17 protein-coding genes and 1 tRNA gene are annotated in these 17918 nt (G+C 62.4%); 5 read left to right on the top strand and 13 right to left on the bottom strand.

Features of this window, described 5'->3' with window-relative positions:
- Positions 1-258: 258 nt before the first annotated feature.
- From AUJ55_13140 to AUJ55_13100, 9 genes are all read right to left on the bottom strand, one after another.
- The gene (locus AUJ55_13140; protein ID OIO53750.1) at positions 259-1071 is read right to left on the bottom strand and encodes a hypothetical protein; all 813 of its coding nucleotides are present in this window, start codon (positions 1069-1071) and stop codon (positions 259-261) included.
- A 135-nt stretch (positions 1072-1206) separates the two neighbouring features.
- The gene (locus AUJ55_13135) at positions 1207-1959 is read right to left on the bottom strand and encodes a (Fe-S) protein (protein ID OIO53749.1); all 753 of its coding nucleotides are present in this window, start codon (positions 1957-1959) and stop codon (positions 1207-1209) included.
- Positions 1956-2225 (bottom strand): hypothetical protein, encoded by a 270-nt coding sequence (locus AUJ55_13130; GenBank protein OIO53748.1) that lies wholly within the window; start codon positions 2223-2225, stop codon positions 1956-1958. Before AUJ55_13130 ends, AUJ55_13135 begins: the two co-directional genes overlap by 4 nt.
- A complete protein-coding gene (locus AUJ55_13125) occupies positions 2225-2932 on the bottom strand; it encodes a dinitrogenase iron-molybdenum cofactor biosynthesis protein (GenBank protein OIO53747.1) in 708 nt (235 codons plus the stop codon). Before AUJ55_13125 ends, AUJ55_13130 begins: the two co-directional genes overlap by 1 nt.
- 70 nt (positions 2933-3002) lie before the next feature.
- Positions 3003-3197, bottom strand: coding sequence for a ferredoxin (locus AUJ55_13120; protein OIO53746.1), 195 nt, complete (start codon positions 3195-3197; stop codon positions 3003-3005).
- Between the two features lie 31 nt (positions 3198-3228).
- A complete protein-coding gene (locus AUJ55_13115; GenBank protein OIO53745.1) occupies positions 3229-3441 on the bottom strand; it encodes a putative nitrogen fixation protein NifT in 213 nt (70 codons plus the stop codon).
- 201 nt (positions 3442-3642) lie between these two features.
- Complete coding sequence (locus AUJ55_13110; GenBank protein ID OIO53744.1) at positions 3643-5211, bottom strand: nitrogenase molybdenum-iron protein subunit beta; 1569 nt, start codon at positions 5209-5211, stop codon at positions 3643-3645.
- A gap of 156 nt (positions 5212-5367) precedes the next feature.
- Positions 5368-6846, bottom strand: a complete 1479-nt coding sequence (locus AUJ55_13105; protein ID OIO53743.1) for a nitrogenase molybdenum-iron protein alpha chain — start codon at positions 6844-6846, stop codon at positions 5368-5370.
- Positions 6847-7021: 175 nt separating this feature from the next.
- Entirely contained in the window at positions 7022-7888 is an 867-nt protein-coding gene (locus AUJ55_13100; GenBank protein OIO53742.1) for a nitrogenase iron protein, read from the bottom strand.
- Positions 7889-8108: 220 nt separating this feature from the next.
- On the opposite strand from AUJ55_13100, the gene AUJ55_13095 reads away from it, so the two are divergent.
- Both AUJ55_13095 and AUJ55_13090 read left to right on the top strand, forming a co-directional pair.
- A complete protein-coding gene (locus tag AUJ55_13095) occupies positions 8109-8975 on the top strand; it encodes an NAD(+)--dinitrogen-reductase ADP-D-ribosyltransferase (protein OIO53778.1) in 867 nt (288 codons plus the stop codon).
- A 50-nt stretch (positions 8976-9025) separates the two neighbouring features.
- Entirely contained in the window at positions 9026-10093 is a 1068-nt protein-coding gene (locus AUJ55_13090; GenBank protein ID OIO53741.1) for a ribosome small subunit-dependent GTPase A, read from the top strand.
- 39 nt (positions 10094-10132) lie between these two features.
- Here the strand turns inward: AUJ55_13090 and AUJ55_13085 are convergent, their stop codons facing one another.
- Together AUJ55_13085 and AUJ55_13080 are read right to left on the bottom strand one after the other, a co-directional pair.
- Positions 10133-11977 (bottom strand): ATP-dependent DNA helicase RecQ, encoded by a 1845-nt coding sequence (locus AUJ55_13085; GenBank protein OIO53740.1) that lies wholly within the window; start codon positions 11975-11977, stop codon positions 10133-10135.
- Between the two features lie 62 nt (positions 11978-12039).
- Entirely contained in the window at positions 12040-12237 is a 198-nt protein-coding gene (locus AUJ55_13080) for a hypothetical protein (GenBank protein OIO53739.1), read from the bottom strand.
- A 99-nt stretch (positions 12238-12336) separates the two neighbouring features.
- On the opposite strand from AUJ55_13080, the gene AUJ55_13075 reads away from it, so the two are divergent.
- On the top strand, positions 12337-12762 hold the full coding sequence (locus AUJ55_13075; protein OIO53777.1) for a hypothetical protein: 426 nt from the start codon (positions 12337-12339) through the stop codon (positions 12760-12762).
- A gap of 74 nt (positions 12763-12836) precedes the next feature.
- Here AUJ55_13075 and AUJ55_13070 read toward each other — a convergent pair.
- Together AUJ55_13070 and AUJ55_13065 are read right to left on the bottom strand one after the other, a co-directional pair.
- Positions 12837-12912 (bottom strand) — tRNA-Thr (locus AUJ55_13070).
- A gap of 73 nt (positions 12913-12985) precedes the next feature.
- A complete protein-coding gene (locus tag AUJ55_13065) occupies positions 12986-14158 on the bottom strand; it encodes a hypothetical protein (GenBank protein OIO53738.1) in 1173 nt (390 codons plus the stop codon).
- A gap of 221 nt (positions 14159-14379) precedes the next feature.
- Here AUJ55_13065 and AUJ55_13060 point away from each other — a divergent pair, with 221 nt between their 5' ends.
- Positions 14380-15600 carry an argininosuccinate synthase gene (locus AUJ55_13060; GenBank protein OIO53737.1) on the top strand — a complete coding sequence of 407 codons (1221 nt, stop codon included), beginning with the start codon at positions 14380-14382 and terminating at the stop codon, positions 15598-15600.
- A gap of 182 nt (positions 15601-15782) precedes the next feature.
- Entirely contained in the window at positions 15783-17645 is a 1863-nt protein-coding gene (locus AUJ55_13055; GenBank protein OIO53736.1) for a dihydroxy-acid dehydratase, read from the top strand.
- Positions 17646-17918: the final 273 nt, after the last annotated feature.

Here is a 17918-nt window from a genome sequence, read left to right as displayed (position 1 = left end):
GGTTTTGTGTTTTGCCTGAGAAATCGCCCGGTCTTAAGGGCGGCAGGCTTGAAAAGCTCGCGCCGAGGGCGACGCTCCTACCGGTTCTTCGTTGCATCGCGCCGAGGGCGGCGCTCCTACCGGTTCCTCGCTGAATCGCGCCGAGGGCGGCGCTCCTACCGGTTCTTCGTTGCATCGCGCCGAGGGCGGCGCTCCTACCGCAAGAATTAAACGCGTCGGTTTTGTAGGAACGTCGTCCTCGGCGCGATGCCTATGCGGTCAGCCCCCCAACCCCAAAATCACAAACCCCGGATCGAACAGCGCCAGCGCCCGATCCCCCTCCTTGAGTCCGGTGGCGGCCAGGCCGTCGCGGGTGACCACCGAAACCAGGGTGTTGCCCCCGTCCAGATTCAGGGTGACCTCGACGTTGACCGCCCCCGGCACCACCCGGCTGACGACGCCGCGCAACCCGTTGGCGGCGCTGACCTTGGGGGTGGTGGCGTCGGCGGCTGCGAGCATGACGAAGGGGGCTTTGAGCAGCGCCACCACTTCGACCCCCGGCTGTAAGCCCAACTCATGGGCCGATTCCCGGGTGACGGTGGCCTGAATCCGGTCTTCCCCCTTGAGCCGCACCGTGACCAGAGCGCTTACCGGCCCTTCGTCGATCCGCTCCACCGTTCCCAACCATTGATTGCGTGCCGACGTTCGCATGACCTGAACCCTTCGCATCAAACCCAACACCTGCCCCGCATCGGGGGCGTGGAGCACGGCACCGAGCCGGGCGACAAAGGTTTCGTGCTCCTTCTCCAAGACCCGGAAGACCTCGATCAACCGTCTGCCCTCGGCGGTGATCCGGGTGCCGCCGCCGTGTTTGCCTCCGACGCTGCGCGCCACCAACGGATTGGGGGCGAGGTTGTTCATCGCGTCGATGGCATCCCAGGCCCCCTTGTAGCTCATGCCCAAAGCGCGGGCCGCCGCCGAAATCGAGCCCTCCCGCTCGATCGCCTCAAGCAGGTCGATCCGTCCCGAACCGGCATACCCCTGCCCCGCTTGATCGAGCCAAATGCGACCGGCGGCCTTGGGTTGGTTCATCACGACCTCCTCGTTATATGCGCCAGATCATAACGGTCGGCGCTACGAAAACCGCCGAAGCGGTGGTACGGGGGTGGAATCCACCCGAAACCTAAGCGCTATATTCAAATCGATATAACGCAAAAACCAACAAAATCAATCCAGCCCCCCATCAAGCCGACTGCGCGCCACCTCCCGAACCTCAAGTTCGGGATCGTGCAGCAGTGCGGTCAGGGCCGAAACCGGCGCCCGCTGCGCCGCCTCGAAGCGAACCACCCAATCGCCATCGCCCAACATCTGCGCCGCATCGCCCTCCCCCATACGGGAGGCGACCAGGCGGCGGATCTCCGGCTCGGGATCACCCGCCAGCAGCGGCAGGGTCATCTCGGGCAAACGGGCCGCCACCGCCATGCGCACCTGACGGTCGGGGTCGGCGATCATGCGGAACAACCTTCCGGCGGGCAGCCGCTCGGCCACCCGAACCCGCACCATGTAGTCGGGATCCTCGACCATCTTTTCAAGCCACTGGGGTGGAAGATGGCGGGCGACGGTGATGCGGACCTCGCGGTCGGGGTCGTCGCTCAACGCCAGCAAAGCCTCGCCGCTCAAACGATCCGAAACGCTACGCCGGACCACCTCATCGGGATCTGTCGCCAGAAACCCGATGGACTCAACCGGGGCATAACGGGCCGCAATCGCCCGGCGTTCCCAGAAGGGATCGTGCAGATAGCCCTCGGCCCGGTCGCGGTTGAGCCGCAAAAAACGGTCGATTTGCCGCCCGCTGTCGACCTTGACGCAGCGGTCGCCGGGCAGGCAGCCGCCCCGCGCCAGCAGATCGCGGTGGGGGCAATCGGTGCAATCGGCGATGGGGATTTGATCCCCCTCCCCTTTATCAGGGTCGGGGTTCATTCCTCGACCTTCTCGGCGACCAAGAAACCACCCGCCGAGGCGTAATCGGTGGTTAGCCCCAGGCAGTGATCCCCGCTCTCGTACAGGTACAGGGCGAAGAGGTCGGAATCCCAGACCGGCTTGCCCGAGCCAACATCATCATCCCAGCACCAGGCAAAGCGCAGACCGGGGAATTCGCTTCGCAACTGCGCCAGGGTCGTCTCACCGTCGGCCAAACCGATGCGCGTCACAGCGGCAGCGACCTTTTCAGTCACCTCGGGGGTCATCACGCCTCTTCCTCTTCAAGGGCAAAGCGGATGCGCTCCTGCGGGGATTGACCCATCACCTTGGCGAGCCACGGCGGGGGGGAACCGGCCAGGATTTCGGCAAGCTCCGCCATCACCTGACCCCCCTGCCCCATCTGGGGCCGCTTGATGGGATGGATTCCGGCCCGGATCACCTTAGCGGCGGCGGGACCGCCGATGGAGGCGATGTAAAGCAGCTGGCAATCGGCGATCAAACCGGCGCGCCAGGCGTTCTTGTCTTCGTCATCAGGCATGGCGGAGGTAGCGCGAATGTCGATCAGACGGGCCTGTCCGGGGGCGACCTGGTAAACCAAGAAGCGCGCGCAGGAGCCAAAATGGCCGTCGACCCGTTCGCCACCGTTGGAGGCGATGGCGACCCGGATCGAACCGGGCATGTCGCCGTCGGCATAGGGTTGGGGCGAGGGCAGCCCCTCCTCCACCACGATTTCGGGGAGCCCTTCGCCCCTCAGGAGGGCCGCCGCCTTTTTCAAATCATCCAGCGGCAACTCCCCAAGTTCGCCGTCTGCCGCCTCTTTGAGATCCTTAACCTTCAAAACGGCCAGTTTCTCGGGGGTCAGCGGCAGACCAACATGTTCGATCAATGCGGCCATCAAGCGCCCAGGTTCCGTGTCGGGCAGGGTGCGGGCGGCCAATCCGATACGCAGGGCAAGTTCAGGCGTCAGGGACATGGCGGGTCTCCTCTGCGAATTCGGGGGAAAAACGGGGTGCGGACCGGTCGGACCGGTCCAACAACAACCCTTACAACTTCACGATGCACCCGCTGATGGGGCACTCCTCGACACATTTGGGTTTGTCGAACGCCCCTTCACACTCGGTGCAGGCTTCGGGGTCGATCTCGTAACCGACCTTCCCCTGAAAAATCGCGTCGGAGGGGCAATCGGGTTCGCACACGCCGCAATCGATGCAATCGTCGCGAAGAATCTGCATGGCCATGACATTTTCCTCTGTAAGAAGACGACGGTAATTAGGCCTTGGTGGCCCGCAGGGTGATGGGCAGCTTGGGCTCCCCATCGAGGGGTTCTACGAAAAACCGGGTGCCGTCGGCCAGCTCGATGACGCCGCCCCACTTCTCGGGCCCCTCGAACTCGATGGAGGTGATGGTCTCCTCCAGATCTTTCTTGGGGACGTAGAGGTCGAGCTTTCCGGCATCGTTGCGGCGGATCATGACGCTGGGCATGGCGGGCTCCTGTTCGATTTCTGCTCATTGGATGCGATACGCAGCCCCACACGGGGCATGAGGCTGCGTATCGCATCTGAAAAAAATCCGGCAGGGGGAAGGGGCAATAATCCCCCTACCGGAAGCCGCCGGGGTTGAGCGGTAACCCCGGCGGTGAAACAACCCGTCCTCTGCAAGCAGAGGGACGGGATGCAGCAGACCTTAGCGAACCAGGTCGTAGTTGTAGTCGGTGGTCCCCATCCCGCGGGTCTCTTCGTCCAAACGCTCCAGCACCGCGTTGACCAAGGTGGTCAGGATTTGCATCGCCCCCTCGTAACCGAGGGTGGTCTGCCGGTGCAGGTGGTGATGATCGAAAATCGGGAAGCCCAGGCGAATCAGGGGCACTTCGAACGCCTTGCCCTTGTACAGCGTGTCGCGCTGGATGAATTTGCCGTAGCTGTTGCCAATCATGAAATCGGGCTTGTTGGTGAACATCAGGCTACGGAAATGCCAGAGATCCTTGCCGACATGGACCTGGGTCTCTTTCCCGAAGGGGGAGGCATCCAAAATCGCCTTCATCGCTTTCGCCCAACGCTTGTTGCCGTTGTTGGCCAGCACGTCGGTCGGCTCGGCGCCCACTTCGAGCAGGAACTTGGTCATCCCCATCACGAAGTCGGGGTCGCCGTAGACGGCGAACTTCTTACCGTGCAGCCAGGCGTGGGAGTCGGTCAGCATATCGACCAGACGACCGCGCTCTTTTTCGAGCGAAGCGGGGATCTCCTTGCCGGTCAGCTTGGAAACCGCCATCAAGAACTCATCGGTCGCCTCCAGCCCCATCGGGATGGAAATGGCGGTAGCTTCGTGCTTCCAGGTGTTCTGGACGTATTTCTTAGACTTATCCGACTGCCAGGGCTGCAAGAACAGGGTGTCGATCCCGTTGGGGGCATCCTTGATTTCGTCGAGCGAGGTGCCGCCTTCGTACATACGGAAAGAGCCGTCGGCGGGGGTGTCGAGCACCTCGGAGGGATCGCTGAGCAGAGACAAACCGACGCCCATTTCGTCCATCATCCGCTTCATCACCCGGTAGTTGCCCAGGTAGGTCTCAAAGCCGGGAACGATGTTGATCTTGCCGTTGCTGCCGACCTCTTTGCCCTCCATGGTGTTGAGGGTGAAGTAGCGGGCGATCCCCTCGAACATGTTGTCCCAGCCGGTGGTGTGGCTGCCGACGAAGCTCGGGGTGTGGGCGAAGGGGGTGGGGAATTCCTGGGGAATGTGCCCAGCCTTCTTGGAGTTGGTGATGAAGGCGTTCAAGTCGTCGCCGATCACCTCGGCCATGCAGGTGGTCGAAACGGCAATCATCTCAGGCTTGTAGAGCGCCTTGGCGTTCTCAAGACCGTCCATCATGTTTTTCTGGCCGCCGAACACCGCCGCATCTTCGGTCATGGAGTCCGACACACAGGCGACCGGCTCTTTGAAATGACGGTTGAAATAGGAGCGGAAGTAGGCCACGCAGCCCTGGGAGCCGTGCACGTAGGGCAGGGTCTTCTCAAAACCCAGGGCGCAAAGGACGGCGCCCAGGGGCTGACAGGCCTTGGCCGGGTTCACGGTCAACGCTTCGCGAGCGAAGTTCAGGGTCTGGTACTCGGTGGTGGTGGTCCACTCGAAGACCTCTTGGATCTTGGCGGCGTCCACCTTCTCTTCGAACTGCTCCTGCTTCTTAGCGAGCATGTCGACGTATTCGGCATCCCGGAACAGGGGATACGACGGTTTGATCTTCTCGGCGTTTTGCATGACGGCCTCCTTCCCGCGCCACTCATGCGTGGACAACGGGAAACAAGAGAAAACTTGAGGGCTTTGCGGGAGGGCCGCCCCGGCCCGGTGCTTTTTGCCCCCTTGAAGGGAGGGCATAGCGCCGGGGCGGCGCTCCTACACGTTTTTTTCGGTGCTTTAAGCGCTGGCGACTTCGGCGCCGGTCTCTTCCTCGGACTTCTTCCAGGGGGCCTTGAGCTTGCCCCAGCAGGGGTTGTTCAAGGTCAGGTCCATGTCTTTGGCGAAGATGGCAAAGCCGTCGTAACCGTGGTACGGACCGGAGTAATCCCAGGAGTGCATCTGACGGAAGGGGATGCCCATCTTCTGGAAGATGTACTTCTCTTTGATCCCCGAGCCGATCAGGTCGGGCTTGACCTTCTTGACGAACTCTTCGAATTCAAAGCCGGTGACGTCGTCGTAGATCAAGGTGGCGTCGCCCATCTCTTTGATGGTCCGGTCGTAGTCGTCGTTATGGGCGAACTCGTAACCGGTCCCGACCACCTCCATACCCAGATCTTCGTAGGCACCGATGACGTGACGGGGGCGCAGGCCTCCGACGTAGAGCATCACCTTCTTGCCTTCGAGACGGGGGCGGTACTTGGCGATCACGGCGTCGGTCATCGCTTTGTACTTCTCGATCACCTTCTCGGCGTTGGCCTGGATGGTCTCGTCGAAGAAGCTGGCGATCTTGCGCAGACTCTCGGCGGTTTTGCTGGGGCCGAAGAAGTTGTACTCCATCCATGGAATCCCGTATTTCTCTTCCATGTGACGGGAGATGTAGTTCATCGAGCGGTAGCAGTGCAGGACGTTGAGCTTCACCTTGGGGGTGTTTTCCATCTCGGCGATGGTGCCGTCGCCCGACCACTGCGCCACGACCCGCAGACCCATCTCTTCGAGCAGGATCCGGCTCGACCAGGCGTCGCCGCCGATGTTGTAGTCGCCCAAAATCGCGATGTCGTAAGGGGTCGATTCGAACGCTTGGTCGTCACGGTTGCCCAGCACCCAATCGCGCACGGCGTCGTTGGCGATGTGGTGACCCAGCGACTGCGACACGCCACGGAACCCTTCGCAGCGCACCGGCACAACCGGCTTTTCGAGCTCGGCAGCGGTCTTCTTGGCCACCGCTTCGATGTCGTCGCCGATCAGCCCAATGGGGCACTCGGACTGCACCGAGATCCCTTTGTGCAAGGGGAAGAGTTGCTCGACCTCTTGGATCAGCTTGGTCAGTTTCTTGTCGCCGCCGAAGACGATGTCTTTTTCTTGGAAGTCGGAGGTGAAGTTCATCGTGCCGAAGACGTTCACCCCGGTGGTGCCGACGTAGTAATTGCGACGACCGGCGCGGGAGTACTGGCCGCAACCGACCGGGCCGTGGGAAATGTGGATCATGTCCTTGATGGGACCCCACACCACACCCTTGGAACCGGCGTAGGCGCAACCACGGATGGTCATCACACCGGGCAGCGACTTTTTGTTCGAGGTGATGCACTTGTTGGACTTCTCAAGCGAGGAGTCGTTGACCGTCAAATGCTTAGCGCGGTCTTTCTTGGCTTTGGCGGGATAGACCTCAAGCACCTCTTGGATCAGGGCTTCGGTCTCGGCGCGGGACATGCTGGACATGGCAACCTCCTGACGGGCGCGCCACTCATGCGTGGACGAACGCCTCATGGAATGGAGAAAACGTGTTGGAGCGTCGCCCCCGGCGCGATAATTCGTCGCCCTCGGGCACCTCCTTCGGTATCGATCCGGGGGCGGGGTCTCCCACCCCCGGACCTCTACTTGCCGAAGCGGACGATCACAACTCTGCTGCGGCTTTGCCGATGATGCTTTCGTCCTCTTCATCCATCAGACCGAACTCCATCAGCAGATCTTCGAGTTCGTCCATGGTCAGGGGGGTGGGCACCACAAACATCTTGTTGGCGACCATCTTCTGGGCCAGGGCGCGGTATTCGTCGGCCTGTTTGGCGGTCGGGTCGTATTCGATGACGGTCATGCGGCGGATTTCGGCGCGTTGCACCACGTTGTCGCGGGGGACGAAGTGGATCATCTGGGTGCCGAGTTTGGCGGCCAGGGCCATGATCAACTCATCTTCGCGGTCGGTGTTGCGGCTGTTGCAAATCAGGCCAGCCAAACGGACCCCGCCGGAGTTGGCGTACTTCACGATCCCCTTGGAGATGTTGTTGGCGGCGTACATCGCCATCATCTCGCCGGAGCAAACGATGTAGATCTCTTGGGCCTTGTTTTCACGAATCGGCATGGCGAACCCACCGCACACCACGTCGCCCAGCACGTCGTAGAACACGAAGTCCAGGCCGCCCTCGTAGGCGCCCTCCTCTTCCAAGAAGTTGATGGCGGTGATCACGCCACGACCGGCGCAGCCGACCCCCGGCTCGGGACCGCCCGACTCGACGCAGCGCACGTCGCCGTAGCCGACCTGCATGACGTCTTCGAGCTCCAGGTCCTCGACGGTACCGGCCTCGGCAGCCATCTCCATCACGGTGTTCTGGGCCTTGGAGTGCAGGATCAAACGGGTGGAGTCGGCCTTGGGATCGCAACCGACGATCATCACCTTGTTGCCCATCTCAGCGAGGGCGGCGACGAGGTTCTGGGTGGTGGTGGACTTACCGATACCACCTTTTCCGTAAATGGCGCATTGACGCATGGCTGTTTCCTCCCGATGAGGGCTTGAACGATGGGGGGCGTGTTCGAACGGTGCGTTGAAGCGCCTGTGCGCTTACGATTGCCCGGTTGTTCGAACAGCGGCCCCGGGAATGGTCGATACCGCTTACGCCAACCCCTTGAGCAGCGCCCGTGCCAACATGAATTAGTCTTTGTTTTTGTTGGTTTTTTTGGTCCATACCCGCCGTTTGGTCCAGTGTTCAATGCGACAAGACATTTCCCCTTGTAAGGTTGCCGACACGACCCCGACACCCCGGCATCCCCCCCTTCCACCCGAAGCCCGTCTGCCTTTCAACCGTTGCAATCTCCCCCCTGCGATCCTGGGCAGCCTGACCTATCAACGGCATCCGGCCCCGCTTGAGATCGACGGGGTCGCCGAAACCCACGCCGATCTCTTCCGCCGCCTCGAAAGGTTGGAGACGGTTCAGGAGCGGGCGCAGCAATTCCTCGACTACATGGATGTTCACTTTGCGCTGCACGACTTGGAGCGGGCGGGGTTCGAGAAGGGGATGAAGAAGAGCCGGGCCAAGGCCGACTACCTGCGCACAGTGCGGGGGTGGTCGTTCGACAGCGACGGCCGGGAGGGGGCGGTACTCAAAGGGTGGGTCGAATCGCGTTTCGGGTTGATCCCCCGCTACCACAAAACCCCGATCCCCTCCCCCGACGACAACGCCTACCGCCGCTACATGGAAGAACGCACCCGGGGGCTCTACAACACCAACGCCTTAGAGGCGCAGCTCGATCTTTTGTACACCTTCGGACAATACGAGCTGGGGCGGCGGCTACCCGGAACAACCCATCTGACCCTGTATCGCGGTGTCAACCGGGTCGATCAGCACGAGGTGCTCGCCAAAGAGAAGGGGGGGTACCGGGTCGTGGTACTCAACAGCCTGAATTCCTTCACCGATACCCGGGAACGGGCCGACGAATTCGGCGATTACATCCTCACGGCGCAGGTGCCGTTGGCGAAGATCTTCTTCTTCAACAAGTTGTTGCCGGGGATGCTCAAGGGGGAGGACGAATACACCGTCATCGGGGGGGTGTTCGAGGTGGAGATTCGGACCATTTAATCCACAACGTTGGGGGGGTAGGCCATGACATCCCACAGTGCCCAGGCGCCATGTACAACCTAAGCGACATCGGTTGGGACGTTCAGTGGGAGCAGCTCTTCGCACGTCATTGCCAACCCGGCCTAATCCCCGCCCGGGTCATCGTGGTCGACCGGGACCGGGCCACCGTCCAGAGCGAAGCGGGACAGCGTTTTGCAGTCCTGAGCGGCAGGTATCGCTTCACCAGCAATTCAAGCCTCGATCTACCTTGTGTGGGGGATTGGGTCTGCCTGGAGGATCACGGCCCCGGAAACCCCGCGACCTTGCATGACATCCTCCCCCGACGCAGCTCTTTGCGGCGCAAGGCGGTGGGCAAAACCGTCGATTTTCAGATGATCGGGGCCAATCTGGACGGGGTGTTGATCGTTCAGTCCTGCCAGTACGACTTCAACCCCCGCCGCCTTGAACGCTACCTCGTCATGGCTTACGAGGGGGGGATTGCCCCGACGGTGCTCTTGAGCAAAACCGATTTGCTTCCCCCCGATACCCTCCCCCACCTGATCGACACGGTCCGCGCCATGGCGATTGGGGCTGCGATCCTCACCTTGAGCGCACTCACCGGCGAGGGGGTCGAGGCGGTTCGAGACCTTATGGCGCCGGGCAAAACCTACTGCCTGGTCGGCTCATCGGGGGTGGGCAAAACCACCCTCATCAACCATTTGATCGCGGGGGCCGAACTCGAAACCCAACCGGTCAGCGCCACGGGTGAGGGTCGCCACACCACCGTGCGTCGCCATTTGGTGCAACTGCGCAACGGCGCCTTGTTGATCGACACCCCCGGCATGAGGGAATTGGGGCTTCTCGGCGCCAGCCAAGGGATCGAACAGGGGTTCCACGACATCGAAACCTGGGCGGCCCAGTGCCGCTTCAGCGATTGCCACCACGCCGGGGAGCCTGGCTGCGCGGTCGCCCGCGCCCTGGCGTCGGGGGAGATCGACCCCGAGCACCTGCGCAACTACATGAAGCTCAAGCAGGAATCGGCGTTCAACGACCTGTCGTTCGCCCAACGTCGCGAAAAAGACAAAACCTTCGGGCGCTTCCTTCATACGGCGAAAAAGGGGTTGAAGAAGGGGCGCTGATCGACCTACCGCGCAACGCAGCAACGCAACTTCGGGGGATTACCCCTGCGCCCCCAGAATCACCTGCAAAAACGCCCGCCCATACAGCTCCAGCTTGCGCTCGCCGATCCCGGTAATCTCGCTCATCTCATCCAGGGTGTGCGGCTTGGCTTCGACCATCTCCATCAAGGTGGCGTCATGGAAGATGACGTAGGGGGGGATCCCTTGTTCCTCGGCCAGCGCTTTACGTTTGGCCCGTAGCTCGTCCCAGAGCAATTCGTCGGCCAGGTCGATGAAGCGGTGTTTGCGGGTGCTGGGGCGATCCTTGCCACTCCGTGAGGTTTTCGGGGGATCGCGGCGCAGTTGAATCCGCTGCTCCCCTTTGAGCAAAGGGCGGGCAGCGTGGGTGAGTTTGAAAGCTCCGTACCCCTCGATGTCGACCGCCAGAAACCCCCGCGCCACCAATTGCCGAAACACCGAACGCCACTGCGCCTCGTCGAGATCTTTGCCGATGCCGAAAGTGGTCAGCTGTTGGTGACCGAACTCCTTCATCTTGGTGGTCTCTTTGCCCCGCAACACGTCGATGACGTGGGATGCCCCGAAGCGTTGGCCGGTGCGGTAGACCGCCGAAAGCCCCTTTTGCGCCACCTCGGTGCCGTCCCAGGTCGCCACCGGCTCCAGGCAGGTGTCGCAATTGCCACACTTGTCGGCCATCCGGTCGCCGAAATAGGCCAGCAGCGCCTGACGGCGGCAGGATGTCACCTCGCACAGCCCCAGCATCGCCTCCAGCTTGTGCCGCTCCACCCTCTTGCGCTCCTCCCCCGAATCGGAGGATTCGATCATCTGCTTTAGGGTCACCACATCTTGCAGCCCGTAGGCCATCCAGGCCGAGGCGGGCAGGCCGTCGCGCCCGGCCCGTCCGGTCTCTTGATAGTAGGACTCCAGGCTTTTGGGCAGATCGAGGTGGGCGACGAAGCGGACGTTGGGTTTGTCGATCCCCATGCCGAAGGCGATGGTCGCCACCACGATCACCCCCTCCTCGCGTAAGAAGCGGTTCTGGTGGTGAGCCCGCATGTCGGCGGGGAGCCCGGCATGGTAGGGCAGCGCCTTGAGCCCCTTGTCGGTCAACCATTGGGCGGTCTCTTCGACCTTCTTGCGCGACAGGCAATAGACGATCCCAGCATCCCCTTCGTGTTCGGCCCGAATAAAACGCAGCAGCTGCTCGCGCCCGTTGTCTTTGGGGGTGATGCGGTAGCGGATGTTGGGACGATCGAAACCGCGCACGAAGGCGGCAGCCGATTCCAGCCCCAAACGCTGGGCAATCTCTTTGCGGGTCGGCTCGTCGGCGGTGGCGGTCAGAGCAATACGGGGGATGGCGGGGAAGCGCTCATGCAGGATCGACAGCTGCATATATTCGGGGCGGAAGTCGTGCCCCCATTGCGAGACGCAGTGGGCCTCGTCGATGGCGAACAGGGCGATGGGGGCCTGTTCAAGCAGACTCAAAAAACGGGGGGTCATCAGCCGCTCGGGGGCGACATAGAGCAGATCGAGATCGCCCGCCAGCAGCGCCTGCTCCACCGCCCACGACTCCTGGCCGCCGAGGGTCGAGTTGAGAAAGGCCGACTTCACCCCCGCTTGGCGCAGGGCGGCGACCTGGTCTTGCATCAGGGCGATCAAGGGGGAAACGACAATGCCGACCCCCGAGCGCACCATGGCGGGAATCTGATAACACAGCGACTTACCCCCCCCGGTCGGCACCAACACCAGGGCGTCGCCCCCCTGAATGAGATGGGCGATCACCTCGTCTTGGGGCGGTCGAAACGACTCGTAGCCGAAGACGGAATGCAGAATCTTGAGGGCGGGGGCCAGGGTCGCGGCGATGTCGATGGGGGGGGTGGCTGACATGGGGCGGGAGGATACCACCGAGGTGCGGCCCGCCGCAGCACCTCGGTCCATCCTTTTGAGAATTACTTGCTTTTGAACACCCCGACCAACCCGAGCAAGGCGCAGATGCCACCGCCGATGTAGTAATACATCACCTCGTTGGAGGGGGAGCCCGAAATCAGAGCGGCGGTCTGCCCCAGCAGAGATTGCGACTGGTTGTAGCCGTAACCGACCAAAAGGGTGCCGACGACGAGCAGGACGATACCGACGGTTTTGTTCATGATGGTCTCGCTGGTGTTAGGAGGGCCGTGGGGGCCGATGCGTAACCCTTTCAAGAGCGCGCCCAAGAATCAAGAGGACGAATCACCGTGACCGACGAAATCCGCCGCCGCGACTTGGCCAAGATTCATATCGCCAAGAAAGAGCTCGATTTGGATGACGCGGTCTACCGGGGGATTATCGCCATCGAGGGGGGCGCCCCGAGCGGCTCAGCAGCCGACCTGGATGGGCCGGGGCGGATGCGGGTGCTGCGGCTGCTGCGCCGCTTGGGTTGGCGTCCTGGACTCCCCCGGCAGGTTCGGGATAACGGCGAAAGCGCCCAGGATCGACTGATTCTGGCGTTGTGGGGGGGGCTCTACCGGATGGGGGCGATCCGCCACGGCGACCGCCGCGCCCTGAATGGCTGGGTGCGGCGGATGACCGGGGTGGACGATCTGACCCTCTGCCGTCCGGCCCAAAAGCAGCATCTGATCGAGGAGCTCAAACGGTGGCAGGCCCGGATTGAGGCCAAAAACAGGGGGGGATAGAGGCCCCTGGTTGGCCAGCCCCAAAACACAAAGGCCCCTCAACAGCGCAAGCCATTGAGGGGCCTTGTGATTTCTGGAGCCAACGACCGGAATCGAACCGGTGACCTGCTCATTACGAGTGAGCTGCTCTACCGACTGAGCTACGTTGGCACGCTCCGCTGAAAAACGGGCGCGAATCCTAGGGAAGGGGGAATTGACGGTCAACCACGAAGGGGGATTGGGTTTAGCGTTGTCCGGCGATCAGCTTGGTCATGGGATCGCCGCCTGCGGTGGCGACCTGCTCCCCATCCCCCTGCCAGGCCGGACGCATGGCGGCGATCTGGGTCAGGGTGGCGCGGGCAATGGCGTCGGCCAACTTGGTTTGGTACTCACGGCTGGCCAGCTTCCTTTCCATGGCGCGGTTGCTGATGTAATCGACCTCGACCAATACCGAGGGGATGGCGGGGGCCTTGAGGACCGCAAAGCCCGCCTGTTTGGGGGCATCGGCATGGTTGCCGGTGACCGCGTCAAGCCCGGCGATCACCCGTTTGGCAAAACCGAGGGAGTTGTTGATGGTGTCGCGCTGCATCAGGTCGAGCAGGATCGCCGCGACCGGCGCCGCCTCTTGGCTGAAGACAACCCCACCGATCTCGTCGGCGGCGTTCTCCCGCTCGGCCAGCACCGCCGCCGCCTTGTCGGAGGCACCGCGCTCAGACAGGCAATAAACCGAGGCGCCGGTCACCCGGTGGTCCTCAAGGGCGTCGGCGTGAATGCTGATGAACAGATCGGCGTGAGCCTCTTGGGCAATCTGCACCCGGCTCTTGAGCTTAATGAAGGTGTCGTGATCGCGGGTCAACACCACCCGCGCCCCCAGAGCCTCAAGTCGCCTGGCCAACTTCAAGGCGATGGCGAGGGTGACCTCTTTTTCCATGGTGCCGCCCGGACCGATAGCGCCGGGATCCTTGCCCCCATGCCCCGCATCGACCACCACCACCGGCTTACCCCACGTCGGGTTATGCCGCTGCCCCTTGGGGGGGATGATCTGCACCTTCCAGGCATCACCCTGGGGGAACGACTTTACGGTGCAGGGGGCTTCGAGATCGAGCACCAAACGTAGGGTTTGCCGGTTGGGGTGACCCGCCCGGATGCTGCGTACAAACCCCGAAACCTCGGGCAGGTCGCAGTTGAGTTCGGTGGCGGGCAAATCGATGACGATCCGGTCGGGACTCTTCAAAACGAAGGGTTTGATCGTGGGCAGATCGCTGCCCTGGGCCACCAGGGTGATGGTGCTGGTGCCGGTATCGAGCCGCAAACCGGTCAACTTGCCCATCGCGGCGCCTTGCGCGGCGCCGCTCAACAGCACTAGGGCCAAAAACCCGCCAAGAAGGCGGGCGATGTGGGGGTTTTTGGTGAACATGGTTGTATGATTTAACAAGCACTTACAGAGCGTCAAGGATTATCTACTTTAAGTAAAGACCGGAACTCCAATAAAAGTTCGCCTTGAGCCGAACCCTAGCGCAGCGGTTGGTGGCGGGGCTGTGATCTGGCAACATTGCCTCCGCCCGAAATCCGGGCTTTTTTTCGCACCGTTTCGCCCCATCCGGGGCATTTTTTCTGTTTTCGAAAGGGGTTGCCCGCATGTCTCGCGCCCAAGTTAAAAAGGCGGTCCTCGCCTATTCCGGCGGTTTGGATACCTCCATCATTCTTAAATGGCTCCAGGACGAGTATGGCTGCGAGGTGGTGACCTTCACCGCCGACCTGGGCCAGGGTGAGGAGCTGGAACCGGCGCGGGCCAAGGCCCAGCAGTTCGGGGTCAAGGAGATCTTCATCGAGGATCTGCGCGAGGAGTTCACCCGCGACTACATCTTCCCGATGTTCCGGGCCAACGCGCAGTACGAGGGGGTTTACCTGCTCGGCACCTCCATCGCCCGCCCCCTGATCGCCAAGAAGCAGATGGAGATCGCTGCCAAGACCGGGGCCGACGCGGTTTCCCACGGCGCCACCGGCAAGGGGAACGATCAGGTCCGTTTCGAGCTGGGCTACTACGCATTCAACCCCGCCATCCGGGTCATCGCCCCCTGGCGCGAATGGGATCTGAACTCCCGCGACAAGCTGATCGCCTACGCCGAGAAACACGGCATCCCGGTACCACGCGGCAAACGGGGCGAGTCCCCCTACTCGATGGACGCCAACCTGCTGCACATCTCCTATGAGGGCAAGGTGCTCGAAGACCCCTGGGTCGAGCCCGACGAAGAGATGTTCCGCCTGTCGGTGTCGCCCGAGCAGGCCCCCGACAAGGCGACCTACATCGAGATCGACTTCGAGGGGGGCGATCCGGTCGCCATCGACGGACATCAACTCACCCCCGCCACCCTGCTGACCAAGCTCAACGAGCTCGGCGGCGCCAACGGCATCGGACGGCTCGATCTGGTCGAAAACCGCTACGTCGGCATGAAGTCGCGCGGCGTCTACGAGACCCCCGGCGGGACGATCCTCTCGGTAGCCCACCGCGCCATCGAATCGATCACCCTCGACCGCGAGGTGGCCCACCTCAAAGACGAGTTGATGCCCCGCTACGCCGCCTTGATCTACAACGGCTACTGGTTCAGCCCCGAGCGCCGCATGTTGCAGGCCGCCATCGATGCTTCCCAGGTCAACGTTTGCGGTACCGTCCGCCTCAAGCTCTACAAGGGCAACGTCGTCGTCGTCGGTCGCAAATCCGACAAAACCCTGTTCAATCCCCAAATCTCGACCTTCGAGGACGACGCCGGGGCCTACAACCAGAAGGATGCCGAGGGCTTCATCCGCTTGAATTCCTTGCGGATGCGGATCGAGGCGATGGTGACGGGTCGCAAATAACCGGGGCGAAAGCTCTTTTGCCTGTGGGAGCGGTCCCCGACCGCGAAGAAACCTTGTTCGGCGTCAGGGACGCCTCCTACAAAACCGATTCGGTTTCCGGCGACCGGTTTTCATAGGTTCTATAGGTCGCATCCGTCCTATAGAACCTATTGTTTTACCCTCATAAGACCCAGGAGTCCCCCATGCCCCGTTACCGCAGCGCCACCTCGACCGAAGGCCGCAACATGGCCGGCGCCCGCGCCCTTTGGCGCGCCACCGGCACCAAGGAGGAGGACTTCGGCAAGCCGATCATCGCCATCGCCAACTCCTTCACCCAGTTCGTCCCCGGCCATGTCCACCTCAAAGGCCTGGGGCAGATGGTGGCCCGCGAGATCGAGCAAGCCGGGGGGGTGGCCAAGGAGTTCAACACCATCGCCATCGACGACGGCATCGCCATGGGGCACGACGGCATGCTCTACAGCCTGCCCAGCCGCGAGCTGATCGCCGATTCGGTGGAGTACATGGTCAACGCCCACTGCGCCGACGCCCTGATCTGCATCTCGAACTGCGACAAGATCACCCCCGGCATGATGATCGCCGCCATGCGGCTGAACATTCCGACCATCTTCGTCTCGGGCGGCCCGATGGAGGCCGGTAAGGCGGTGGTCGAGGGGGATGAACTCCACCTCGATCTGGTCGACGCCATGGTAATGGCGGCCGACAGCTCGGTGAGCGACGCGACGGTCGAGCTGATCGAACGCTCCGCCTGCCCCACCTGCGGATCGTGTTCGGGGATGTTCACCGCCAACTCGATGAACTGCCTGGCCGAGGCAATCGGCTTGGCCCTGCCCGGCAACGGTACGCTGGTCGCCACCCACCTTGATCGCAAAGAGCTGTTTCTGGCCGCCGCCCGGCGCATCGTGGCGATGACCAAGGGCTACTACGAGGGGGATGACGCCTCGGTGTTGCCCCGCGCCATCGCCACCCTCGACGCCTTTCGCAACGCCATGAGCCTCGACATCGCCATGGGGGGCTCGACCAACACGATCCTGCACCTGCTGGCCATCGCCCAGGAGGCGGGGGTGACCGCGTTCGACATGGCCGAGATCGACCGGCTGTCGCGCCGGGTGCCCAACCTGTGCAAGGTCGCCCCGGCGACCCAGAAGTACCACATGGAGGATGTGCACCGGGCCGGCGGCATCGTCGCCATTCTGGGCGAGCTGTACCGCGCCGGACTGCTCAACGGTGAAGCAGGGACCGCCAGCGGACTGACCCAGGCTGAGCAGATCGCCGCCTGGGATGTAATGAGCCCGACCGTGAGCGACGAGGCCAAGAAGCTCTACAAAGCGGCCCCCGGCAATGTGGCAACCATCGAGCCTTTCTCGACCAGTCAGCGTTACCTCAGCCTCGACCTGGACCGCGAAAACGGCTGCATCCGCGACGCCGCCCACGCCTATTCCAAGGAGGGTGGCCTGGCGGTCCTCTACGGCAACATCGCGCTCGATGGCTGCGTGGTGAAGACCGCCGGGGTGGACGCGTCGATCTGGAAGTTCAGCGGCCCGGCGCGGGTGTTTCACAGCCAGGACGCAGCCGTGGCGGCGATTTTGGGGGACGAGATCAAGGCGGGCGATGTGGTGGTGATCCGCTACGAAGGGCCGCGCGGCGGCCCCGGTATGCAAGAGATGCTCTACCCCACCAGCTATTTGAAATCCAAACACCTGGGCAAGGCCTGCGCCTTGATTACCGATGGCCGTTTCTCGGGCGGCACCTCGGGCCTCTCCATCGGCCACGTCTCCCCCGAGGCGGCCGAGGGTGGGGCGATTGCCTTGATTTGCGAAGGGGACACCATCGAGATCGACATCCCGGGTCGGGTTCTGCGGGTGGCGGAGAGCGACGAGGAGCTGGCCACCCGGCGGCAAGCGGAGGAGGCCAAGGGGATTGAGGCCTACCACCCCGGCCCCCGGGAGCGCAAGGTCTCACCCGCCCTGCAAGCCTACGCCGCCATGACCACCTCGGCGGCGCGGGGTGGGGTCAGGGATGTGGGGCAGTTGAAGGGGAAACGGTAAGTTGAATCAAAAAGGCGGGGGCGACCCCGCCTTTTTATATTAAGGGGATGATGATATATGAAACGCTCTATTTCTGATGTGGGAAATAAATATTTGTTGGCATTCGTGAACGTGTCAATTGATATCAATCAAAAAGTTATTAATTCTTTCGTAGAACATGAGTTCTGGCTTAAGCCTGAATCCGTGTCCATTTTCATGTAAACTCTTGATCCACAAGAGCTAATGCCCGTTATTGGATTCACCCGCCGGGTGAAAGGGCAGGGTTGGGAGGTA

Source organism: Proteobacteria bacterium CG1_02_64_396 (assembly GCA_001872725.1).
GTDB lineage: Bacteria > Pseudomonadota > MNWR01 > CG1-02-64-396 > CG1-02-64-396 > CG1-02-64-396.
Note: the sequence above shows the minus strand (reverse complement) of the source record. Positions and strands in the feature narration are given on the sequence as shown.